This is a genomic window from Stenotrophomonas daejeonensis (assembly GCF_001431505.1).
GTDB classification, from domain to species: domain Bacteria; phylum Pseudomonadota; class Gammaproteobacteria; order Xanthomonadales; family Xanthomonadaceae; genus Stenotrophomonas; species Stenotrophomonas daejeonensis.
Map to the genome: position 1 here is coordinate 1 of NZ_LDJP01000017.1, position 23,025 is coordinate 23,025.

Annotated in this window: 24 protein-coding genes; 13 read left to right on the plus strand and 11 right to left on the minus strand. The window is 69.9% G+C overall.

Features of this window, described 5'->3' with window-relative positions; all coding sequences use genetic code 11:
* Positions 1-13 precede the first annotated feature (13 nt).
* The 10 genes from ABB34_RS03985 to ABB34_RS04030 all read right to left on the minus strand — a co-directional run bounded on the left by ABB34_RS03985 (position 14) and on the right by ABB34_RS04030 (position 9,038).
* Positions 14-277: a GIY-YIG nuclease family protein gene (locus ABB34_RS03985; RefSeq protein ID WP_057639960.1), complete on the minus strand. Its 264-nt coding sequence runs from the start codon at positions 275-277 to the stop codon at positions 14-16.
* A gap of 20 nt (positions 278-297) precedes the next feature.
* Positions 298-744 carry a hypothetical protein gene (locus tag ABB34_RS03990; protein WP_152979494.1) on the minus strand — a complete coding sequence of 149 codons (447 nt, stop codon included), beginning with the start codon at positions 742-744 and terminating at the stop codon, positions 298-300.
* A gap of 156 nt (positions 745-900) precedes the next feature.
* Positions 901-1,974: a 3-deoxy-7-phosphoheptulonate synthase gene (locus tag ABB34_RS03995; RefSeq protein WP_057639962.1), complete on the minus strand. Its 1,074-nt coding sequence runs from the start codon at positions 1,972-1,974 to the stop codon at positions 901-903.
* A 439-nt stretch (positions 1,975-2,413) separates the two neighbouring features.
* Positions 2,414-4,060: a chaperonin GroEL gene (gene groL, locus ABB34_RS04000; protein WP_057639963.1), complete on the minus strand. Its 1,647-nt coding sequence runs from the start codon at positions 4,058-4,060 to the stop codon at positions 2,414-2,416.
* A gap of 62 nt (positions 4,061-4,122) precedes the next feature.
* Positions 4,123-4,410: a co-chaperone GroES gene (locus ABB34_RS04005; protein WP_057639964.1), complete on the minus strand. Its 288-nt coding sequence runs from the start codon at positions 4,408-4,410 to the stop codon at positions 4,123-4,125.
* A 356-nt stretch (positions 4,411-4,766) separates the two neighbouring features.
* Positions 4,767-6,980: a hypothetical protein gene (locus tag ABB34_RS04010; protein ID WP_057639965.1), complete on the minus strand. Its 2,214-nt coding sequence runs from the start codon at positions 6,978-6,980 to the stop codon at positions 4,767-4,769.
* 55 nt (positions 6,981-7,035) lie between these two features.
* Positions 7,036-7,695, minus strand: a complete 660-nt coding sequence (locus ABB34_RS04015) for a PilW family protein (RefSeq protein WP_057639966.1) — start codon at positions 7,693-7,695, stop codon at positions 7,036-7,038.
* Positions 7,696-7,697: 2 nt separating this feature from the next.
* A complete protein-coding gene (locus ABB34_RS04020; RefSeq protein WP_152979495.1) occupies positions 7,698-8,105 on the minus strand; it encodes a type IV pilus modification PilV family protein in 408 nt (135 codons plus the stop codon).
* Positions 8,089-8,628 carry a pilus assembly FimT family protein gene (locus tag ABB34_RS04025; protein ID WP_057639968.1) on the minus strand — a complete coding sequence of 180 codons (540 nt, stop codon included), beginning with the start codon at positions 8,626-8,628 and terminating at the stop codon, positions 8,089-8,091. The genes ABB34_RS04020 and ABB34_RS04025 overlap by 17 nt, the downstream gene beginning before the upstream one ends.
* Positions 8,628-9,038 (minus strand): type IV pilin protein, encoded by a 411-nt coding sequence (locus ABB34_RS04030; protein ID WP_275452833.1) that lies wholly within the window; start codon positions 9,036-9,038, stop codon positions 8,628-8,630. Before ABB34_RS04030 ends, ABB34_RS04025 begins: the two co-directional genes overlap by 1 nt.
* A gap of 166 nt (positions 9,039-9,204) precedes the next feature.
* Here ABB34_RS04030 and cutA point away from each other — a divergent pair, with 166 nt between their 5' ends.
* The 12 genes from cutA to purD all read left to right on the plus strand — a co-directional run bounded on the left by cutA (position 9,205) and on the right by purD (position 20,790).
* Positions 9,205-9,543, plus strand: coding sequence for a divalent-cation tolerance protein CutA (gene cutA / locus ABB34_RS04035; RefSeq protein ID WP_057639970.1), 339 nt, complete (start codon positions 9,205-9,207; stop codon positions 9,541-9,543).
* Between the two features lie 5 nt (positions 9,544-9,548).
* Positions 9,549-11,852 (plus strand): protein-disulfide reductase DsbD family protein, encoded by a 2,304-nt coding sequence (locus ABB34_RS04040; RefSeq protein ID WP_057639983.1) that lies wholly within the window; start codon positions 9,549-9,551, stop codon positions 11,850-11,852.
* 1 nt (position 11,853) lies between these two features.
* Positions 11,854-12,426, plus strand: coding sequence for a TlpA family protein disulfide reductase (locus ABB34_RS04045; RefSeq protein ID WP_057639971.1), 573 nt, complete (start codon positions 11,854-11,856; stop codon positions 12,424-12,426).
* Positions 12,427-12,610: 184 nt separating this feature from the next.
* Entirely contained in the window at positions 12,611-13,045 is a 435-nt protein-coding gene (gene aroQ, locus ABB34_RS04050; RefSeq protein ID WP_057639972.1) for a type II 3-dehydroquinate dehydratase, read from the plus strand.
* A gap of 61 nt (positions 13,046-13,106) precedes the next feature.
* Complete coding sequence (accB, locus tag ABB34_RS04055; RefSeq protein WP_057639973.1) at positions 13,107-13,592, plus strand: acetyl-CoA carboxylase biotin carboxyl carrier protein; 486 nt, start codon at positions 13,107-13,109, stop codon at positions 13,590-13,592.
* A 10-nt stretch (positions 13,593-13,602) separates the two neighbouring features.
* Positions 13,603-14,970, plus strand: a complete 1,368-nt coding sequence (gene accC, locus ABB34_RS04060; protein ID WP_057639974.1) for an acetyl-CoA carboxylase biotin carboxylase subunit — start codon at positions 13,603-13,605, stop codon at positions 14,968-14,970.
* Between the two features lie 214 nt (positions 14,971-15,184).
* A complete protein-coding gene (prmA, locus tag ABB34_RS04065; RefSeq protein WP_057639975.1) occupies positions 15,185-16,099 on the plus strand; it encodes a 50S ribosomal protein L11 methyltransferase in 915 nt (304 codons plus the stop codon).
* A gap of 30 nt (positions 16,100-16,129) precedes the next feature.
* Positions 16,130-16,870, plus strand: a complete 741-nt coding sequence (locus ABB34_RS04070) for a DUF3426 domain-containing protein (protein ID WP_057639976.1) — start codon at positions 16,130-16,132, stop codon at positions 16,868-16,870.
* A gap of 102 nt (positions 16,871-16,972) precedes the next feature.
* Positions 16,973-17,245 (plus strand): DNA-binding transcriptional regulator Fis, encoded by a 273-nt coding sequence (gene fis, locus ABB34_RS04075; protein ID WP_057639977.1) that lies wholly within the window; start codon positions 16,973-16,975, stop codon positions 17,243-17,245.
* Positions 17,246-17,436: 191 nt separating this feature from the next.
* A complete protein-coding gene (gene purH / locus ABB34_RS04080; protein WP_057639978.1) occupies positions 17,437-19,023 on the plus strand; it encodes a bifunctional phosphoribosylaminoimidazolecarboxamide formyltransferase/IMP cyclohydrolase in 1,587 nt (528 codons plus the stop codon).
* Positions 19,024-19,055: 32 nt separating this feature from the next.
* On the plus strand, positions 19,056-19,481 hold the full coding sequence (locus ABB34_RS04085) for a hypothetical protein (RefSeq protein ID WP_152979496.1): 426 nt from the start codon (positions 19,056-19,058) through the stop codon (positions 19,479-19,481).
* A gap of 22 nt (positions 19,482-19,503) precedes the next feature.
* Complete coding sequence (gene purD, locus ABB34_RS04090) at positions 19,504-20,790, plus strand: phosphoribosylamine--glycine ligase (RefSeq protein ID WP_057639980.1); 1,287 nt, start codon at positions 19,504-19,506, stop codon at positions 20,788-20,790.
* A 161-nt stretch (positions 20,791-20,951) separates the two neighbouring features.
* Here the strand turns inward: purD and ABB34_RS04095 are convergent, their stop codons facing one another.
* Positions 20,952-21,947, minus strand: a complete 996-nt coding sequence (locus tag ABB34_RS04095; protein WP_057639981.1) for an aldo/keto reductase — start codon at positions 21,945-21,947, stop codon at positions 20,952-20,954.
* Between the two features lie 78 nt (positions 21,948-22,025).
* Between ABB34_RS04095 and ABB34_RS04100 the strand changes: the two genes are divergently transcribed.
* Complete coding sequence (locus ABB34_RS04100; RefSeq protein ID WP_057639982.1) at positions 22,026-22,946, plus strand: LysR family transcriptional regulator; 921 nt, start codon at positions 22,026-22,028, stop codon at positions 22,944-22,946.
* Positions 22,947-23,025: the final 79 nt, after the last annotated feature.

Below are 23,025 nucleotides of genomic sequence, written 5' to 3' on the forward strand. Positions count from 1 at the left end.
AGCAAGACGGTATCTACGGCCGGGTTTCACCGGCATGCAGCAGCCACGCCAACTTGCGTTCGCGTGGCTGCTGCTTGATCTGCCATTCGGCGCGCGACGCCGCCGCGCGGTCGGCATAGACGCGCATGCCGAGGATGCGCAATGGCGGATGCGCGCGCGTGTAACGCGCGCCCTTGCCGGCAAGGTGCGCGCGGAAGCGGGCTTCCACGTCGGTGCTGATGCCGGCGTAGTAACTGCCGTCGCGGCATTCGAGCAGGTACAGGAACCAATGGCCCATCTTCCCCGCCCCGTCCTGCGTTACATGCTGGCCGCGTCGGCGATCTTGCACAGGCCCTGGCCAACGGCCTTGTTGGACGTCATCTGCCCGCCCTTGATGCTGAAACGCACTTCGACGCGGATGCTGCCGTCGTCCTGGCGGCGCACGGTGGTGCGCAGCGGCACGGTCGAACCACCGCCGCCACGCACCGGGTTTTCCGCGGCGATGTAGCCGGTCTGCTCGTTCGGCGATATCGAGACCATGCCTTCGGCCTCGATCGCGGCCACGGTCTTGGCGAAGGCATCGGCATAGCTGATGCCTTCGTGGTCGGTCGAGGCAAGGAACTGCTTGCCGGTGGTGAACCCGCCGGACACGGCAAGGTTCTGCAGGCAGCCGCTGCCCGAATCCTCGACGGGCTTGCGGGCGGCAAGCGCCAACGACGGCACCAGCGCCATCGCCAGTGCCACGGTGCAAATACGGGTACGCATCACTTCCTTACTCCCTGGAGCGGTGGTTTCATCGGCTTCCTGCCGGGCGAGGCGCTCTCCCTGTCTCCGCGGCAAGCGGGAGGCACGCCGCCTCCCGGCGGGTAAATTACTTGGACCGGCCAACGCATGCCAGTGCGACGCGGCGCGCCGGCATCGTCAGGCCGCGGCTTCCAGCTGCACGCGGCGACGCCCGCGCACCGCCTCGGCCAGCCGCTCCAGCACCTGCACGGTGCTGTCCCAGTCGATGCAGCCGTCGGTGATGCTCTGGCCGTAGACCAGTGGCTGGCCTTCGACCAGATCCTGCCGGCCGCCAATGAGGTGGCTTTCGATCATCACCCCGACGATGCGCGATTCGCCCACCTCCATCTGCGCGGCGACGTCTTCCAGCACCTGCGGCTGGTTCTCCGGCTTCTTGCTGCTGTTGGCGTGGCTGGCATCGATCATCAGCCGTGCCGGCAGCTGCGACCTGCCCAGCACCTCGCTGGCCGCCTGCACGCTGGCCGCGTCGAAGTTCGGCGTCTTGCCGCCGCGCAGGATGACGTGGCAGTCCGGGTTGCCGCAGGTGGCGACGATGGCGCTGCCGCCCTCCTTGGTCACCGACAGGAAATGGTGCGGGTGCGAGGCCGCGCCCACCGCGTCGGCGGCGATCTTGACGTCGCCGGTGGTGCCGTTCTTGAAGCCGACCGGGCACGACAGCCCCGAGGCCAGCTCGCGGTGCACCTGGCTTTCGGTGGTGCGCGCACCGATCGCGCCCCACGCCACCAGGTCGGCGATGTACTGCGGCGATATGGTGTCGAGGAACTCGCAGCCGGCCGGCAGGCCCAGCGTGTTGATGTCGCGCAGCAGCCCGCGTGCCACGCGCAGGCCCTTGTTGATGTTGAAGCTGCCGTCCAGGTCCGGGTCGTTGATCAGGCCCTTCCAGCCCACCGTGGTGCGCGGCTTCTCGAAGTACACACGCATGACGATCTCCAGCTCGCCGCCGAGTGCGTCGCGCAGCGGGCGCAGGCGCCGGGCGTAGTCCAGTGCCGCCGCCGGGTCGTGGATTGAGCAGGGGCCGACCACCACCGCGAGGCGGTCGTCCTCGCCATGCAGGATGCGGTGCAGCGCGGCGCGGGCGTCGGCCACGGTCTGCGAGGCCGACTCGTCGCAGGGCAGCAGCGAGATCAGGTGCGCCGGCGGGGTCAGCGGTTCGAGCTTGTGGATGCGCAGGTCGTCGGTGTGGGGAGGCATGGGGGAATCTCCGGGTCGTTTTCGTGTGGGGGTTGCCCCGGCGATGGCGGCATGAAAAAAGCCGCCAGGTTCGCTGGCGGCTTTTCGGGAATGCGTCTGAAAGTTTCTTCAGGGTGAGCGCAGTCCTTCCTCCGCCAGCGGCTTCGGAAAGTAGTACCAAAAGTAAAAGCGGGCGCGGGCTGCGTTCATGGGGTGCATTGATAACACGCCCGTGGCGGCGATGCGAATGTTTCAGCGGCAACCGGACGCTTTCATCCGTGATGCAGCGGACCCGATGTAGAAGCCGGGCTTGCCCGGCTGAGGCCTTGCCGGGAAGGTGCCATGCGGGGCAAGCCCCGCATCTGCGGGAAGCACACACAAAAATCCCGCCTTGCGGCGGGATTTCTGCGGGGAGCGTGCCGACCAACGGTCGGCACCCACCCGTGGCTGCGTGCGTGGATCAGAAATCCATGCCGCCCATGCCACCCATACCGCCCATGCCTGCACCGCCGGCGGCCGGCTCGTCCTTCTTCGGGGCCTCGGCCACCATCGCTTCGGTGGTGATCATCAGGCCGGCGATCGAGGCGGCGTTCTGCAGCGCCGAACGGGTCACCTTGGTCGGGTCGAGGATGCCGAACTCCAGCATGTCGCCGAACTCGCCATTGGCGGCGTTGTAGCCGTAGCTGCCGGTGCCTTCCTTGACCTTGTTGAGGATGACCGACGGCTCTTCGCCGGCGTTGGCGACGATTTCGCGCAGCGGCGCTTCCATCGCGCGCAGGGCGATCTGGATGCCGTGGTTCTGGTCTTCATTGGCACCCTTCAGGCCGGCCAGCGCGGTGACCGCGCGCACCAGCGCGACGCCGCCGCCCGGCACCACGCCTTCTTCCACCGCCGCACGGGTGGCGTGCAGGGCGTCGTCGACGCGGTCCTTCTTTTCCTTCATTTCGATTTCGGTCGAAGCGCCGACCTTGATCACCGCGACGCCGCCGGCCAGCTTGGCCACGCGCTCCTGCAGCTTCTCGCGGTCGTAGTCGGAGGTGGTGTCCTCGATCTGCACCTTGATCTGCTTGACGCGCGACTCGATGGCCGCGGCATCGCCGGCGCCGTCGATGATGGTGGTGTTCTCCTTGGACACCTGCACCTTCTTGGCGCGGCCCAGGTCCTTGATCGTGGCCTTCTCCAGCGACAGGCCCACTTCCTCGGAGATCACGGTGCCGCCGGTCAGCACGGCCATGTCTTCCAGCATCGCCTTGCGACGGTCGCCGAAGCCCGGGGCCTTCACCGCCACGACCTTGACGATGCCGCGGATGGTGTTGACCACCAGGGTCGCCAGCGCCTCGCCTTCGATGTCCTCGGCGACGATCAGCAGCGGCTTGCCGGCCTTGGCGACGCCTTCCAGCACCGGCAGCAGGTCGCGCACGTTGGAGATCTTCTTGTCGTGCAGCAGGATGAACGGGTCATCCAGGTCGGCGGTCTGCGCCTGCGGGTTGTTGACGAAGTACGGCGACAGGTAGCCGCGGTCGAACTGCATGCCTTCCACGACGTCCAGCTCGTTCTCCAGGCCCGAGCCTTCCTCGACGGTGATCACGCCTTCCTTGCCGACCTTCTTCATCGCCTCGGCGATGATGTTGCCGATCGACTCGTCGGCGTTGGCCGAGATGGTGCCGACCTGGGCGATGGCCTTGTCGTCGGCGGTGGGCTTGGAGATGTTCTTCAGCTCGGCGACGGCGGCGATCACCGCCTTGTCGATGCCACGCTTCAGGTCCATCGGGTTCATGCCGGCGGCAACGGCCTTGGCACCCTCGCGGATCAGCGCCTGGGCCAGCACGGTGGCGGTGGTGGTGCCGTCGCCGGCGTTGTCGTTGGTCTTGGAAGCGACTTCCTTGACCATCTGCGCGCCCATGTTCTCGAACTTGTCGGCCAGCTCGATTTCCTTGGCGACGGAGACGCCGTCCTTGGTGATGGTCGGGGCGCCGAAGCTCTTCTCGAGCACGACGTTGCGGCCCTTCGGGCCCAGCGTTGCCTTGACGGCATTGGCGAGTACGTTGACGCCGCGCACCATGCGCGAACGGGCGTCTTCACCGAAACGGATATCCTTGGCAGCCATTGCTATACCTCAGTGGATCAGGGGTGTAAGGGGTCTTGGGGGTTCGGTCGCGGAAGCGCGGCTCAGCCGATGACGGCCAGCACGTCGTCCTCGCGCAGCACCTTGTACTCGACGCCGTCGGCCTTGTAGGTCGAGCCGGCGTACTGGCCATAGATGACCTTGTCGCCGGCCTTCAGCGCCGGGGCGCGGACGCTGCCGTTGTCCAGCGGCTTGCCGGGGCCGACGGCCACGACTTCGCCCTTGGTGGACTTTTCCTTGGCCGAATCCGGGATCAGGATGCCCCCGGCGGAGATTTCGTCGGCTTCGATGGGCTTGACCACGACGCGGTCGTGCAGCGGCTTGATGCTCATGTAAGACCTCTTGAGTTGTTGATTGGTCCGAAAAGTCCGGTGGTCGCCACCCCGTGCCGGGCAGCGGCGCCACGCGTAAAAACGCCCGTCGACCGGGCTTGGCTCGGAGATGGGGATCGCCGGGAGGCTTTCAAGGGCCCCTGCGCACTTCCGTTCCGACCGGACCGGGGCAGCGGTCCCACCCGCTCCGTCAGCCTTGGGCCGGAGCCAGGCTCAGCTTCCGCCCAGCCGGTACCGCACCGGGACCGGCATGGGGCCGGCGGCCGCAAAAGAAAAGGCGCGGACCGCCGGGAAACGGCCTGCGCCAGGCAGGGGAGAGAGCCGCCCCGGCTGGATGCCGGGGTCTGATGGTTGTTTCAGAGGTAACGCGACCACAGCACCGAGGCATTGGCCGGGCCGGCCGGGATCGCCGGGTTGCCGGCGCTGCAGACCGGGACGACGTTCAGGCTGCCGTCGCCGTCGGGTACGTCCACGGCGATGCCACCGGCGGAGATGGTGGTGTCCGAGCGCTCGTTGCTGCCCACGGTCAGGCTGCCCTGGATGGTCACGGTGGCGCCGTTGGTGAACAGCTTCTTGCCCAGCAGCACGCTGCCCTTGATCGTCCAGCCTGCCATCGTCGCGTCCTCCTCGCTGACCACGGCGGTATTGGCGATGGGCAGGCCGGTATAGACCCTGGGGTTGCCTTCGTCGTCCAGGTCGTTCGGGTTCTCCCAGGTCACGAAGCTGTCGCGGTCGGCGCACAGGTTGGCCGGGTAGAAGGCGCCGCCGCAGACCGCCGCCGCCCCGGCGAAGTTGGGGGCGACCAGGTCGCCGTGCCCCGAACCGGTCAGCGCGATGTCGCCGCGGTTGACCAGGGTGTTGAGCAGGTTGGTGCTGGTCCCGTCCACCGTCAGCTTCGCGTCGAACCAGAGCACGCCCGCGGGCATCTTGTTGACGCCGTGCAGCAGCCAGCTGCCGTCGCTCTGCCTGACGTTGAGGCAGCCCTTGTCGTTGGTGTTGTTGCAGGTCATCAGCTCCTGCAGGACCTGCAACTGGGCCGCGCTCGGGTTCTTCAGCGGGTAAACGCCGTCGATGGACGAACCATCGGCGCGCTTGACGTGCTGGATGGTGAGCTGGGGCTGGCCGCCGACGGACTCGAAGATGTAGTTCGCCATGCCCTTGTAGTTGTCCGCGTCGATGGGCTTCACCCGCGCATCGCAGTAGGGCAGGCCCGGCAGGCCCGGGCTGGTGCCGGCCTGCCCGGCCAGCACGTTGGCGACGGGCTTGTTGATCGAGCCCGCCACCCGGCCGGAACCGCCCACCGACACGTCGTTGACGTCGAGGTTGCCGCCGCCGAGCAGGCTGCCGATGGTGCCCGAGACGATATCGATGTCGCCGTTGCCCCACAGCGTGTCGTACTTGCCGCTCCAGCCCTTGACCGAGACACGGTGCCCCCACAGTTGGCCAATGATGAGGGTGTACAGGCCGGCATCGCCGCCGGTGATGGCGGTGGACCTGAATTCCAGCGCGTCCGGCAGCTGGCTGTCCTCCGCGCCCGCGAGCAGTTCGGCGGCCGCCGCCGCGCCGGATACCGCGCCGGTGGCGTCGTCGATGGCGACCTTGCCCATGTCCAGCAGGAACTGGCTGCCATCGGCCAGGGTGACGACCACGCGCCCGCTGGCGGCCGGCAGCACGGTGCCGGTGGTCCACGGGATGCCCCCGGTCACCGTGGAGGCGATCAGCCGGCCACCCACCTCCGACGTGCCGATGGCCTGATCGCCGTTGTGCACCGTCACCACGTAGGCACCGGCCTTGACCGCGACGTAGTTGCCGCCGCTGACGCCATTGCCGATGTTGACGTTGCGCCCCCACAGCGTGGTGCCGCTGGGGTTGCCCATGCCGTCGATCTGGATGCTGCCTTCGGAATAGATGTGGCCGTTGTCGGTGATGCCGCCACCGCTCAGCTTCACGTCGCCCTTCATGCAGCCGGAGATGCGCGCGCTGGAGCCGCCGCCGACGGTCAGGTTGCCGGCCACCACGATGTTCTCGTAGGTGGTGGAATTGGTCACGTCCAGCTTGCCGCCGCTGTAGTCCAGGTTGCCGTTGAACACCATCGGCGCCGGTGGCAGGGAGGCGCACACCGGCGGCACGCCCGGCCCGCCGGCGCCCGGGCCCACGTCGTAGACCACCTCGACGGTGGCGGTGGTCAGGGCGCTGCCGACGCCGGCCTCGCCGGTGACCGTGGCGTTCACCCGGTACCGGTCCACGCCGTGGGGCGCGACGCCGACGATGGCCGCCGACCTGACGCCGAGCGCGCCCATGCCCTGCACGGGCCCTTGCAATGCTTCCAGCTCGGCCTTGTTCAACTGCAGCAGGTACAGGCGCAACGCCTCCACGCCGCGCCAGGCCGCGGCCTGCGCGGCGGTGGCCGAGTGCGTGGTCAGCTGCCGCGACTGGGTGCCGCGCAGCGAATACACGGTGGCGGCCACCGTCACCGAGACGGCCAGGCCGACCACCAGCACGATCAACAGGGTGGCGACGCCGCGCTGGCGGCGGGGCGGCGGGGAGTGCGGCTTCCGGTTCCTGTTCATGCGCGGGTTCCTTGGCGGTGTCGCGTGCCTGTCGGCAATTCGAGGGAGGCGGTCGTCAGGTCAGGTTGGGCAGGCATACCGAGAACAGCTGCTTGCCGTCCGCATTCGCCAGCCGCACCCGCTGCGCCGCCGGCGCGGGCGTGCTGGCGTAGTCCTGTTGTCGGTAGGGCAGGCACGCGGCGGGTTCCTTCCTGAAGGTGTAGCCGGCCAGCGATGCGCCGCCTTCCTCGTCGGCGGCGAACGCGATCAGGTTGCCGTCCGGCGTGGTGGGCATCAGCGCCAGCGGCTCGCGCTGGTTCGCGGCCCACGCCGCGGCGGCGGCATCGACGCAACCCATCACGGGAGGCAGGCGATAGATACCGTTCGCATCCACCCACAGGCCGGCGCACACGTCGTTGGCACCGTCGTTGTAATGCCATGCCACCTGCTTGCCATCGTTGGAGATGGACAGGCGGCTGGCGAGCGGCGCGGCGGCCGGGTCCACGCCGAACCCGGCGGACTGCAGTTCGATCTGCGCGGCCAGCAGCCCGGCCGACACCTGCCCGTCGCGGCGGGCCGCCACCGATGCCTCGTTGGACACGCCCACCATCGTCTTGTACAGCGTCAGCATGGCGGCAATGGTGATCAGCGAGATCACCAGCCCCACCATCATGCTGACCAGGCTCTGGCCGGTCTGGCGCCGGCGCGCGGAGGCGGGAACGGGGCGCGGCTTCATGGTCATTGCCTCGACGACACGATCAGGGGCGCGTTTTCATCGCCGATGCCCAGGTCGGCGGCAGCGACCCGCAGCTCCACCCGCTGCGGCGCATCGACGGCGCGCGCGATGCCGGCCACGGTGATGTTGGCCGCGGCGACCTCGCAGTCCACGTCGACGGCCTTGTCGCCGCCGGGCAGCCTGATGGTGACGGCGCCGCCGTCGCACAGGCTGATGCCGCCGCTTTCCAGTTGCGCGCGCAACTGCTCGACGGCGACGTTCTCCACCTTCGCATCGCGCTGGCCGCTCAGCACGCGGCTGGCCACGTGCGCCAGCCCGGCGCCGATGATGCTGGTGATCAGCACGCCCACCAGCGCTTCGAGCATCATGTCGCCGCGTTGCCGGCGGCGCGGATCAAAGCAGGTCGACATAGAGCGGCTCCTGTTCGTTGAAACCGATGGCGATGCGGGGGGTGCCGGCGGCCGTGGCGCAATCCGCGCCCGCGACCACGCGGTGGCCGCGGTTGTCGAAGGCCACGCAGGTCCAGTCAGCCGCGTCGATCACGTTGGCCGCGCTGGCCAGGTGCAGCGTGCTGGTGTCGCCGCCGGGAAGGACGACGCTCTTCCACACCACCCGATCCGGGTTGGCATCGGGATCGGGCACGCATGGAATGGCGGCACCATCCGGCGCGACGCCATCGACGCACGCCACCTGCAGGACGCCGGCGCCGGTGCGCTCCAGCCGGGCCGCCGGGCCGGCAGTGGTGCCACCAGGGTTGCGCAGGGCCACCGCGCGCGACTGGGCAATGCCCTCCCACAGCAGGTTGCGGGCCTGCATCTGCCGGTTGCTTTCCATCCACGACTTGGCGAACGGCATGCCGGCCAGGGCCAGCACGGCCATGATCGCCACGGTCACCATCAGCTCGATCAGGGTGAAGCCGGCCGCGCGCTTCATCACCACCCCGCCAGGCAGCCGGCGTCGCCCGTCGTGCCGTCCTGCGCCAGGGTCAGCGTGCAGCCGCTGAGCTTGCCGCTCGCGCCGCTGGCGGTGAGGGTGTAGCCGTTGGCGTCGGAATTGGCCGAGAAGCCGAAATCGACGGACTTGGCCGCCGGGTTCCATGCCGGGAAGGCGGCCTTGACCGCGGCCGTGTCGGCGGGCGCCGCCACCGGGTAGAGCAGGGTGCGCTGGCGGTGGTTTTCCAGTGCCGCGGACAGCGCGCGCAGGTCGGCCTGCGCCGTGCGGATCTTGCTGCGCGCGACGTAATTGGCATAGGACGGCAGCGCGATGGCCGCCAGGATGGCCAGGATGACCACCACCACCATGACCTCGATCAGCGTGAAGCCCCGATTGTTGCGTCGATCCACGACATTCCCCCCTTGGATGCCATATCGGCGCGGGCAAGCGCGATCACCATCACACTAAACCCGCCGCCTACTTTGCTCCGCAATCCTTGTCCAGTGATGACAACGATGTCAAATAACCAGAAGTAATGTAGGAAAAGAGCCCGCCGATTTCTGCGAAAATCCGGTGATGGACGCCCATGACGCCCGCCTGGTCTTCTGCACCTGCCCCGACACCCCCACCGCACAGTCGCTGGCCCGCCACCTGGTGGAGCGGAAACTGGCCGCCTGCGTGAACTTGTTGCCGCCGATGCAGTCTGTGTATCGCTGGCAGGGCCGGGTGGAACAGGCCGGGGAAGTGCAGTTGCTGGTCAAGACCTGCGCCGACCGGCTGGACGCGCTCACCGCCGCCATCACCCGCCTGCACCCCTACGAAGTGCCGGAGATCCTGGCGCTCACCCCCAGCGCCGGGTTGCCGGCCTATCTGGACTGGATTCGGGCACAGACCCGTGAGGAAGACCCACGTTGAAGAGGTTGCTGCGACATTTCACCGCCCTGCTCCTGCTCGCCGGCTGCGCCCTGCCGGCATGGGCGATCAGCGAGAAGGACCTGCTGCCGGTCGACCAGGCCTTCGCCCTGCGCGTCGAGGCGGGCAGCCGCGACCGCATCGAGCTGCACTGGGACATCGCGCCGGGCTACTACCTGTACCGTCACCGCACCAGTACCAAGGCCGGGCCGGGCTTCGACGCCGGCGCACTGCGGATGCCCGATGGCGAGAAGAAGCACGACGAGTTCTTCGGCGACGTGGAGACCTACCACCGGCAGTTGCAGGCCACCCTGCCCGGCACCGCCGCCCCCGGCACCGACACGGTGACGCTGGAAGTGCGCTACCAGGGCTGCGCCGACGCCGGCGTGTGCTACCCGCCGCAGAAGCGCACGCTCGAAGTGAAGCTGCCGGCCGCCACCGCCGGCAGCGCGCCCGCCAACCCGCTCGCGCGTGCCAGCGGCGGCGGCCTGAAGCTGCCCGGCGTGGCGGCCAGCCAGAACCTGCCGCTGCCCTCGGAGCAGGCGTTCGGCTTCGAGGCCATCGTCGATGACGGCAACCGCCTGCTGCTGCGGTTCTCGCCGGCGCCGGGCTACTACCTGTACCGCGACCGCACCTCGCTGGCACTGGAAGGCGTGGCCGGCATCCGCACCGGGCAACCGCGCTGGCCGGCCGGCACCTCGCACCGCGACGAGCACTTCGGCGACGTGGTGGTGTATTTCGACCAGGTGGACGTGCCGCTGCCGCTGCGCCGCGAACATGCCGGGCCCGCCAGCGCCACGCTGGTGGCCACCTTCCAGGGCTGCCAGACCGACGGCATCTGCTACCCGCCGATGACCCGCCGGGTGCGGCTGTCGCTGCCGGCCGGCAAGGTGTCGCACAGCGACGAGGCCATCGTCGTGCCGCGGGTGATCCCACCGCTGCCCAGCCGCGACAAGGACGCGGCCGCGCCGTCGCCGGCCGCGGACCCGGGCAGCCTGCCGGCGCCGCAACCGCTGGTGATGCATGCCGCTCCCGGGGCCGGGGCGACCACGGCGGACGCCTCCGCCGACAACGACCGCCGCAGCCTGCCGCCGGCCACCGCCGGCCGCGCCGATTCGCTGCTCTGGATCCTGCTGCTGGCGCTGGCCGGCGGCCTGGTCCTCAACCTGATGCCGTGCGTGCTGCCGGTGCTGTCGCTGAAGGTGCTGGGGCTGGCGCAGAGCGGCGAGAGCCGCCGCCACGCCCGCCGCCACGCACTGTGGTACACGCTGGGCGTGCTGGTCGCGTTCGCCGCGGTCGGGGCGCTGGTGCTGGCGCTGCGCGCGGCCGGACAGGCCGCCGGCTGGGGCTTCCAGCTGCAGCACCCGTGGTTCATCGCCGCGCTGGCCTACCTGATGTTCGTGGTCGGCCTGAGCCTGAGCGGCGTGTTCACCCTGGGCGGCAACCTCGGTGGCGTCGGCCAGTCGCTGGCGCAGCGCCAGGACGCGGCCGGCGACTTCTTCACCGGCGTGCTGGCCTGCGTGGTCGCCAGCCCGTGCATCGCCCCGTTCATGGGCCCGGCGCTGGCCTATGCCTTCACCGCGCCGGCGGCGGTGGCGATGCTGGTGTTCCTGATGCTGGGGCTGGGGCTGGCGCTGCCGTTCCTGCTGATCGGCTTCGTGCCGGCGCTGGCGCGGCGCCTGCCGAAGCCGGGCGCGTGGATGGAAACCTTCAAGCAGGTGCTGGCGTTCCCGATGTACCTGACCGCGATCTGGCTGTTGTGGGTGCTGGGCAAGCAGCGCGGCATCGACGCCACCGCACTGCTGCTGGCCGGCATGGCGGTGCTGGCGCTGGGCCTGTGGTGGTTCGAGCGCAGCCGCTGGCACAGCCGCCGGTTCGGCATGGCGCTGGGCGCGGCGATCGTGCTGCTGGCGCTGGCGCCGGTATGGGGCGTGACCCGCATGCAGCCGCCGGCGCGCGCGGCCAGCGAGGGCACGGTGGCGTACTCGCCGGAGATGCTCGACCGGTTGCGCGCGGACAACCGCGTGGTGTTCGTCAACATGACCGCCGACTGGTGCGTGACCTGCAAGGCCAACGAGCGCAACGTGCTCGACCGCGCCGCCTTCCGCGACGGGCTCAAGCGGGTGGACGCGGTGTACATGCGCGGCGACTGGACCAACGTCGACCCGCAGATCAGCGCCTTCCTCGAACAGCACAAGGCGGTGGGCGTGCCGCTGTACGTGGTCTACGGCCCCGGCGCGCCGCCGCGGGTGCTGCCGACCGTGCTGACCCAGTCCGTGGTCGAGGACGCGCTGCTGCGCGCGGCACGCTGACATGCGCGCGCGGCTGTGGTGGGTGGCGGGAATCGCCGCGGCGGCCGGGCTCGCCGCCGGCGCCTGGCTGAGCCGCCCGGCCGCACCCGGACTGCTGCCGATGACCTCGCCCTCGACCGCCCCGCGGCCGGCGCCGCCGGTGCCGGTGGCGCGTCCCGGCGAGCCGTTGCCGGCCTTCACCCTGCCCGACCTGGACGGCATGCCGGTGCGCTTCCCCGACCAGTTCAAGGGCAAGCCGCTGCTGATCAACGTCTGGGCCAGCTGGTGCGGCCCGTGCATCGAGGAAATGCCGGAACTGGCGCGCTTCGCCGCCAAACACGCCGACAGCGGCCCGCAGGTGGTGGGGCTGGCACTGGACACGCCCGAGGCGGTGCTCGACTTCCTCGGCAACGTGCCGGTGTACTACCCCATCGTGATCGACAGCCCCGGCCCGGCCGATGCCAGCGTCAGGCTCGGCAACACGCAGGGGCTGCTGCCCTACAGCGTGCTGGTCGATGCGCAGGGCCGGGTGGTGAAGCAGAAACTGGGGCCGTTCAAGGCCGGCGAGATCGAGGAATGGATAGCAACCCCGTAGGAGCGCACCTTGGTGCGCGATGATGCTTTCCCGGTAAAACCCATCGCGCACCAAGGTGCGCTCCTACCCCGGCGGCCCACTCCAAAAATTCAAACATCCGATTAAATCACCGGCAAGTTCGCCGAACTGGACAGCATTGCCGGCTTCGATCAGACTCCCGCCCTTTCCCACCCACCGCTGGCACATGGCAAGACTGCTGGTCCTCCACGGCCCCAACCTGAACCTGCTCGGCAGCCGCGAGCCTGAGGTCTACGGGCACACCACGCTGGCCGGCATCGACGCGGCGCTGGCCGCGCAGGCGCTGGCCGCCGGGCACGTACTGGAGAGCCTGCAGTCCAACGCCGAGCACGTGCTGGTCGAGCGGGTGCAGGCCGCCCGCGGCGACGGCACCGCCTTCATCCTGATCAACCCGGCCGCCTTCACCCATACCTCGGTCGCGCTGCGCGACGCGCTGGCGGCGGTGGCCGTCCCGTTCATCGAAATCCACCTGTCCAACCCGTACGCCCGCGAACCCTTCCGCCAGCACAGTTATTTCAGCGACAAGGCGGTCGGCGTGGTCTGCGGCTTCGGCGCGGACAGCTACCGCTACGCCCTGGACGCCGCCCTGCAGCGGCTCTGACCCCATTCCCCGGCGGCGGTGCGCGAACGCGCCGCCGCCGACAACACCCAAGAGGCTCTCTATGGACCTGCGCAAAATCAAGAAGCTGATCGACCTGCTGGAAGAGTCGAACCTGGCCGAGATCGAGATCAAGGAAGGCGAAGAATCCGTGCGCCTGTCGCGCACCCCGGTCGGCGGCTACGTGCCGGCACCGGTGGCCGTCGCCGCACCGGTCCACGCCCCGGCCCCGGCCGCGGCCCCGAGCATGCCGATGAACTCGCCGACCGAGGCCTCCACCGGCGGCACCGCCAAGCCGGGCAACGCCCTGCCGGACGGCCACGTGCAGCGCGCGCCGATGGTCGGCACCTATTACGCCTCCGCGGCCCCGGACAAGCCGCCGTTCGTCAGCGTCGGCCAGCAAGTCAAGGCCGGCGAGACGCTGGCGATCATCGAGGCGATGAAGATGTTCAACCCGATCGAGGCCGAGGTGTCCGGCACCGTGGTCGCCATCCTCGGCGAAAGCGGCAACCCGGTGGAGTTCGACCAGCCGCTGTTCGTGATCGCCTGAGGCGCCGGCCATGCTCGACAAGGTCGTAATCGCCAACCGTGGTGAAATCGCGCTGCGCATCCTGCGCGCGTGCCACACCCTGGGCATCCGCACGGTCGCGGTGCATTCCACCGTCGACCGCAACCTCAAGCACGTGGCGATGGCCGACGAGTCGGTGTGCATCGGCCCGGCGCCGTCGTCGGAGAGCTACCTCAACATCCCGGCGCTGATCGCCGCGGCCGAGGTCACCGACGCGCAGGCCATCCACCCCGGCTACGGCTTCCTGTCGGAGAACGCCGACTTCGCCGAGCGCGTGGAGCAGTCCGGCTTCATCTTCATCGGCCCCAAGGCCGACACCATCCGCCTGATGGGCGACAAGGTGGAGGCGATCCGCGCGATGAAGGCCGCCGGCGTGCCGTGCGTGCCCGGCTCGGGCGGCCCGCTCGGCGACGATGCCGCCGCCAACATCAAGATCGCCCGCGAGATCGGCTACCCGGTCATCGTCAAGGCCGCCGGCGGCGGCGGCGGCCGCGGCATGCGCGTGGTGCATTCGGAAGCGGCGCTGGTCAACGCCATCGCCACCACCAAGCAGGAAGCCAAGGCCGCGTTCGGCAACGACATGGTCTACATGGAGAAGTTCCTGGAGAACCCGCGCCACGTGGAGATCCAGGTGCTGGCCGACGGCCAGGGCGGCGCCATCCACCTCGGCGAGCGCGACTGCTCGATGCAGCGCCGCCACCAGAAGGTGGTGGAGGAAGCGCCGGCGCCGGGCATCACCGCGGAACTGCGCGAGGAAATCGGCAAGGTCTGCGTGGAAGCCTGCATCCGCATCGGCTACCGCGGCGCCGGCACCTTCGAGTTCCTGTTCGAGAACGGCCGCTTCTACTTCATCGAGATGAACACCCGCATCCAGGTGGAGCACCCGGTGACCGAGCTGATCACCGGCATCGACCTGGTCGCCGAGCAGCTGAAGATCGCCGCCGGGCACAAGCTGTCGATCAAGCAGAGCGACATCAAGATCAACGGCCACGCCATCGAGTGCCGCATCAACGCCGAGGACCCGGAGACGTTCTTCCCCTGCCCCGGCACCATCACCGGCTTCTACCCGCCAGGCGGCCCGGGCGTGCGCGTGGACACGCACATCTACGGCGGCTACCGGGTGCCGGCCAACTACGACTCGATGATCGGCAAGCTGATCGTGCACGGCCCGGACCGCGACACCGCCATCGCCCGCATGCGGGTGGCGCTGAGCGAGATGGTGGTCGACGGCATCAAGACCAACGTCGCGTTGCAGCAGCGGATCATGCGCGACAAGGGCTTCCAGGCCGGCGGGCAGAACATCCACTACCTGGAAAAGCGCCTGGCCGAACGCAAGAACCAGTCGATCGCGCTGACCTGAGCCGGCGCCGGCCGACGTTGTGAAGAAGAAGGCGGGGAAACCCGCCTTCTTCCGTTTCGTAGGTCGGGGCTATGCCCCCGACGGCACCACGAATCGTCGGGGGCGTAGCCCCGACCTACCCCCGGTGGAGCGGCCGGCACCCGCCAACGCCCATGCATCCACTTCGCCGCATCGTCTAGGATGCCCGCTTCCGTTCCGTCGTCGCCGTACCGCCATGCCCTTCCTCGAACTCACCCTGCGCTGCACCGAAGCCACCCAGCCCCGCTACGAGAACGCGCTGGAGGACGTCGGCGCGCTGGCGGTGACCCTGCTCGACGCCGATGCCGACACCGGCAACGAACACGCGATCCTGGAGCCGGGTGTGGGCGAAACCCCGCTGTGGAACGCGTTGGTACTGACCGCATTGTTCCCCGCGGAAACCAATGCGCTGGCGTTGCTGGCGGCGCTGGAAGCCTTCGACGCCGGGCTGGACTGGAGCAACGCCGGCTTCCGCGCGGTCGAGGACGAGGACTGGGAGCGCGCATGGCTGGACCAGTTCCAGCCGATGCAGTTCGGCCGGCGCACCTGGATCGTGCCGTGGAACCACGAACTGCCCGCAGCCGCGCAGGCCGCCGACGCTGCCGTGGTGCGGCTGGACCCCGGCCTCGCCTTCGGCTCCGGCACCCACCCGACCACCGCGCTGTGCCTGCGCTGGCTCGACCAGTTGGCCGCCGACGGCGAACTGGCCGGCCGCAGCGTGCTCGACTTCGGCTGCGGCTCCGGCATCCTCGCGCTGGCTGCGCTCAAGCTCGGCGCCGCCAATGCGGCAGGCGTCGATAACGACCCGCAGGCGCTGCTCGCTACCGCCGACAACGGCGAGCGCAACGGCGTGCACATCGCCGCGTACCTGCCCGAGGACGAGCCGGCCGCCACCTACCCGGTCGTGGTCGCCAACATCCTCGCCTCGGCGCTGGACGCACTGGCCGAACGGCTGGCCGCGCGCGTGGCGCCGGGCGGGCGCATCGCCCTGTCCGGCATCCTGCACGGGCAGGAAGGCGAATTGCTGGAGCGCTATGCGGCATGGTTCGAGCAACTGCAAACCGCGCAGGACGGCGACTGGATGCGCATCACCGGCGTGCGCCGTGCTTGAATGGGGCCAGTCCCATGGCCCTCGATGCGCATGACCGCCGAAACCCCGCCCGACCGCCGCCCGCTCGCCACCTTCCTGCACGGCCCGCAGGCCGAAGCCGGCAACGCAGCCGCCGCAACCGGCGACACACCGGCACCGGCCACGGATGAAACTGGCGACGAGGCTGGCGACGAAACCGGGGCCATCGCCGATGCCGCACCGACCGACGACACCATTGCCGTCGAGGCGGCCGCACTGGAACCGGCGGTACCGGCGGCGACCACCGCTGCCCCGGCCTTCCTGCGTGGCCCGCGCCCGGCGCTGCGCACGCCACGCTGGCAATGGGGTCTGGTCGCCGTGCTCGGCGTGCTGCTGCTGTTGCAGATCGCCGTGGCCGACCGCGCCCGCCTTGCCGGCGACGCCCGCACCCGCCCGCTGATCGGCGCGGTGTGCACGGTGCTGCGCTGCGCCCTGCCGGCCTGGCACGAGCCGGCGGCCTACACCATGCTCCAGCGCGAGGTGCGGCCGCTGGCCGGCCAGCCCGGCGTGCTGCAAGTGCAGGCCAGCTTCCGCAACGACGCGCGCTGGGCGCAGGCGTGGCCGGCGCTGCGGTTGTCGCTGTCCGACGCCGACGGCCGCGTCATCGGCCGCCGTACCCTGCAACCGGGCGACTACCTCGACCCCGCGCAGGGCCCGCGGCAGCTGCTCGAACCCGGCCAGAGCGCGCAGGTGGCGTTCCTGCTGCGCGAGCCGTCGGCGGCCACCGTCGCCTATACCTTCGAGTTCCGCTGACCATACCGGCCGGCATGACGCCACCACGGCCCACGCGCTAGACTGCCCCCTTCCACCGCCGGCCGCGTTCGCGCCCCGGCCACGTTGAATCCGGGAATCCCCTTGAACGCTGCCCCCTCCCGTCCTGACAGCAGTCGTGGCGCTCCGAAGCCGCCGCTGCGCGAACACGTCGCCCAGTCCGTGCGCCGTTACCTGCGCGACCTCGACGGCTGCGAGGCCGACGATGTCTACGAGATCGTGCTGCGCGAAATGGAGATCCCGCTGTTCGTGGAAGTGCTCAACCACTGCGAGGGCAACCAGAGCCGCGCCGCGGCGATGCTCGGCATCCACCGCGCCACCCTGCGCAAGAAGCTCAAGGAATACGGGCTGGCCTGAGGCGAGGGTAGCTCTCTGGTGGGTGCCGACCGTTGGTCGGCACGGGCCATCAACCGCCCGGCGCTTCGCGCCGCCGCCGCGACCAACGGTCGGGCGCCACCGCATGGCCCCTGCGGCGGTCACCGCTGCAACCAAACCCCGGGGCCGCGGGCCGCTACAATACCGGCCCGTTTCCGCTTCCCCCGCACCTCATGTCCGCTGATCTGCTGCCCGTGCGCCGGGCCCTGCTGTCCGTTTCCGACAAGACCGGCCTGGTCGAACTGGCCCGCGCGCTGGCCGCGCGCAACGTCGAACTGCTGTCCACCGGCGGCACCGCCAAGGCGATCCGCGAGGCCGGGCTGCCGGTCAAGGACGTGTCCGACGTCACCGGCTTCCCGGAAATGATGGATGGCCGGGTCAAGACCCTGCACCCGGTGGTGCACGGCGGCCTGCTCGGCCGCGCCGGGCTGGATGATGCGGTGATGGCCGAGCACGGCATCGCCCCGATCGACCTGCTGGTGCTGAACCTGTACCCGTTCGAGGCGGTCACCGCCAAAGCGGACTGCACCCTGGCCGATGCGGTGGAGAACATCGACATCGGCGGCCCGGCGATGCTGCGCAGCGCGGCCAAGAACTTCGCCCGCGTCGCCGTGGCCACCAGCCCGGAGCAATACGCCGGCCTGCTGGCCGAACTGGACGCCAACGACGGCAAGCTGTCCGCCGCCAAGCGCTTCGCGCTGTCGGTGGCCGCGTTCAACCGCGTGGCGCAGTACGACGCGGCGATCGGCAACTACCTTTCCTCGGTCACCGACGCCAGCGCCACCGTGCCGGCGCGCGAGGCGTTCCCGGCGCAGATGAGCTCCACTTTCGTGAAGGTGATGGATCTGCGCTACGGCGAGAACCCGCACCAGCAGGCTGCGCTCTACCGCGACCTGCATCCGGCGCCGGGCTCGCTGGCGACGTTCACCCAGTTGCAGGGCAAGGAACTGAGCTACAACAACATCGCCGACTCCGACGCCGCGTGGGAATGCGTGCGCCAGTTCGACGCCCCGGCCTGCGTCATCGTCAAGCACGCCAACCCGTGCGGCGTCGCCGTCGCCGCCAGCGTCGGCGGCGCCTACGAGCAGGCCTACGCCACCGACCCGACCAGCGCCTTCGGCGGCATCCTCGCCTTCAACCGCACGCTGGACGCGAAGACCGCGCAGACCATCCTCGACCGCCAGTTCGTCGAAGTGCTGATCGCCCCGGACTACGAGCCGGCCGCGCTGGACTACGCGACGAAGAAGGCCAACGTGCGCGTGCTGCGCATCCCCACCGCGGCGGCGACGCCGGGTTTCATCGACAGCAAGCGCGTCGGTTCCGGCCTGCTGCTGCAGAGCGCCGACGACCGCGTGGTGCTGCGTGACGAGTTGAAGGTGGTGAGCAAGATTGCACCCACCGAAGCGCAGTTCGCCGACCTGCTGTTCGCATGGAAGGTGGCCAAGTTCGTCAAGTCCAACGCGATCGTCTATGCGAAGGACCAGCGCACCATCGGCGTCGGCGCCGGGCAGATGAGCCGCGTGTATTCGGCCCGCATCGCCGGCATCAAGGCCAACGATGCGGGCTTGGTGGTACCGGGCTCGGTGATGGCCTCCGATGCGTTTTTCCCGTTCCGCGACGGCCTTGACGCCGCCGCCGAAGCCGGCATCAGCGCGGTGATCCAGCCGGGCGGTTCGATGCGCGACGCCGAGGTGATCGCCGCCGCCGACGAGCACGGCATCGCGATGGTGTTCACCGGCGTGCGCCACTTCCGCCACTGATGAAGCCGGGAACGGGAAACGGGAAACGGGGAATGACCGCTGCCACATGGCCCGCGTTGCCGCGCCCGCTGTGCATGGCCCTGTTGCTGCCGCTGCTGGCCGCCTGTGGCAATGGCACGCTGGGCGATGCGCAACGGCAGGCCATCGCCGCGCTCGGCAAACAGCTGCCCGCACCCTACCGTGACGGCCTGATCGTCGATGCCGTGCATCGGCACGGCGACGACCTGGTGTTCGTGATCCGTTCCCCCGACGCCACCGTGGCGGCGGCCAAGGCCAGGCCCGACGTATTCGCGGCCCTGCGGCGCGACGAGGCCGACGCCATCGCCGAATTGTGCACGAATGCCGCACTGGCACCGGTCTACGCCGCCGGCGGTGGCGTGCGCCGCCGCTTCATCGACGCCGACGGCGCGCGGTTCTTCGAAGTGGCGCTGAAGGCGTCCGACTGCCGCTCCCCATGAATGCCCCCACAGGACTGACCCCATGAAGATCCTCGTCATCGGCTCCGGCGGCCGCGAACACGCCCTGGCCTGGAAGCTGGCGCAGTCGCCGCGCGTGGGCGAAGTGCTCGTCGCCCCGGGCAATGCCGGCACCGCGACCGAATCGAAGTGCCGCAACGTCGCGGTGAAGGTCACCGACATCGACGGCCTGCTGCAACTGGCCCGTGACGAGGCCATCGCGTTGACCGTGGTCGGCCCGGAAGTGCCGCTGGTGGCCGGCGTGGTCGACCGCTTCCGCGCCGCCGGCCTGCGCATCTTCGGGCCTACCGCCGCCGCCGCGCAGTTGGAGGGCAGCAAGGCCTTCGCCAAGGACTTCCTCGCCCGCCACGGCATCCCCACCGCGTTCTATGCGGTGCATACCGAGGTCGAGGCGGCGCTGGCCTATGTGCGCGACAAGGGCGCGCCGATCGTCATCAAGGCCGACGGCCTGGCCGCCGGCAAGGGCGTGATCGTGGCGATGACGCTGGACGAGGCCGAGGCCGCGGTACGCGACATGCTCGCCGGCAATGCCTTCGGCGACGCCGGCGCACGCGTGGTGATCGAGGAGTTCCTCGACGGCGAGGAAGCCAGCTTCATCTCGATGGTCGATGGCCGTGTCGCGCTGCCGATGGCGACCTCGCAGGACCACAAGCGCGTCGGCGACGGCGACACCGGCCCCAACACCGGCGGCATGGGCGCGTACTCGCCGGCGCCGGTGGTCACGCCCGAGGTACACACGCGGGTGATGCGCGAGGTGGTCGAGCCGACCGTGGCCGGCATGATCAAGGACGGCGTGCCGTTCACCGGCTTCCTCTATGCCGGCCTGATGATCGACGCGACCGGCGCGCCGAAGGTCATCGAATTCAACGTGCGCTTCGGCGACCCGGAAACCCAGCCGGTGATGCTGCGCCTGCAATCGGACCTGGTCGATCTGGTCGAGAAGGCCATCGACGGCGCGCTGGCCGGCGTCGAAGCGCAGTGGGACCCGCGCCCGTCGCTGGGCGTGGTGATGGCCGCGCGTCCGTACCCGGAAACGCCGGTCAGCGGCGACGTCATCAGCGGCCTGGACGACGTACCGGCCAGCGCCAAGGTCTTCCACGCAGGCACCGCGCTGGACGCCGCCGGCAACGTGGTCAGCGCCGGTGGCCGTGTGCTGTGCGTGGCCGCGCTGGGCGACAGCGTGTCCGACGCGCAGAAGCATGCCTACGCCGGCGTGCACAAGATCCACTGGGCCAACGCGTTCCACCGCAGTGACATCGGCTGGCGCGCCATCGCCCGCGAGCAGCAATGACGTAGGTCGGGGCTACGGCCCCGACACGCCATGCCAAATACCAGCACGTCAAGGGAATAGCTCGCCCCCCACGTAGGTCGGGGCTACGCCCCCGACGTGCCATGCCTCAGAGCAGGCCCCCGCCGGCGCCATCCATGCGCCGTCGGGGGCGTAGCCCCGACCTACCGGTGCACGCTGCCGATGCTGGCTGCCGGATAGCGCGCCCCGGCGACCGCATCGACCGGGAACACCGCGTCGATCCGCGCCAGTTCATCGGCATCCAGCGCCACGTCCAGCGCGCCGAGGTTTTCTTCCAGATAGGCCAAGCGCTTGGTACCCGGAATCGGCACCAGGTCGTCGCCGCGCGCCAGCACCCACGCCAGCGCCAGCTGTCCGGCGCTGATGCCCTTGTCCGCGGCGATGGCGCGCACCTGTTCCACCAATGCCAGGTTGCGGGCGAAGTTGTCGCCCTGGAAACGCGGCGAATGGCGGCGGTAGTCGTCCGCGTCGAAGTCCTCCGGCGTGCGGATCGCGCCGGTCAGGAAGCCGCGCCCCAGCGGCGAGTACGGCACGAAGCCGATGCCCAGTTCGCGCACGGTGGCCAGCACGCCGTTCTGCTCCGGTTCGCGCGACCACAGCGAATACTCGGTCTGCAACGCGGTGATCGGGTGTACCGCATGCGCGCGGCGGATCGTCTCCGGCGCCGCCTCGGACAGGCCCAGCCAGCGCACCTTGCCCTGCTCGACCAGCCGCGCCATCGCGCCCACGGTGTCCTCGATCGGCACCTGCGGATCGACCCGGTGCTGGTAGTACAGGTCGACGTGATCGACGCCCAGCCGCTTCAGGCTGGCTTCGCAGGCCGCCTGCACGTACTCGGGGCGGCCATCGACGCCGCGCGCCTGCGGATCGGACGGGTCCAAGCGGACGCCGAATTTGGTGGCCAGGATCACCTGGCCGCGGCGGCCGGCGATGGCCCGGCCAACCAGCATTTCGTTGGTGTGCGGGCCGTACATGTCGGCGGTGTCGAGCAGGGTGACGCCGCGTTCCAGCGCGCGGTGGATCACCGCGATGGCCGCGGCATCGTCGCCGCGGCCGCCGTAGAACGCGCTCATGCCCATGCAGCCGAGGCCGAGGGCGGAAACCGTGGGGCCGTTGCGGCCGAGGGTGCGGGTCTGCATCGCGATGCTCCGGGGGAAAGGGAGGGCCACTGTAGGGCGTGGGCTTCAGGCGATAAATCAGGATAATCTTCAACTTCAATGAAGCATGACTTCACAATCAATCCTGCCCTGCTGCCCGCACTGGCAGCCTTCGCCTGCGTGGCGCGGCACGCCAGTTTCAGCCGCGCGGCCATCGAACTGGGCATGTCGCCCTCGGCGCTGTCGCAGTCGGTGCGCAGCCTGGAGCGGCGGCTGGGCGCGCGCCTGCTGCACCGGACCACGCGCCGGGTCGGGCTGACCGAATCCGGCGAACGGCTATTGCGCGAAACCCTGCCGGCACTGGCGCGCATCGGCGGCGCATTGCAGGCACTGGAGGAAAGCCGCGACGTACCCGCCGGGCACCTGCGCATCACCACGCCGCGGATCGCGGTCGAACGGCTGCTGCTGCCGCACCTGCCGGCATTCTGTGCGCTTTACCCGCAGGTGGAGGTCGAGCTGGAAGTGCAGGCGGCGCTGACCGACCTGGTCGCCGAGGGTTTCGATGCCGGCATCCGCCTCGGCGAATCGCTGGCCGACGGCATGGTCGCGGTGCCGCTGGGTCCGCCGCAGCGACTGGTGGTGGTCGGCGCCCCCGCCTACCTGCAACGGCACCCGCCACCGGACACGCCCGAAGCACTGGCCGCGCACGTGTGCATGCGTTACCGCCGCAGCGACGGCCGGCTGATGCCGTGGGAATTCACCCGCAACGGCCAGGATTTCAGCGTCGAGGTCGGCGGCGGGCCGATCTTCAACGACAGCGGGCTGGGCCGGCGCATGGCCATCGCCGGGCTGGGGCTGGCGCAGGTGTTCGAGGCCGCCGCCGCGGACGACCTCGCCGCCGGGCGGCTGCTGCGCGTGCTCGACGACTGGCAGCCGCCGTTCCCCGGCTTCCACCTGTACTACCCCTCGCGCGAACAGCTGGCGCCCAAGCTGCGGGTGTTCGTCGACTTCATGCGCGAGGCCAACGGCGCGCCGCCGTAGGTCGGGGCCACGTCCCCGACGCTTAACGCAATACGTGCCGGATGCGCCGCGCGTCGGGGACGTGGCCCCGACCTACCCG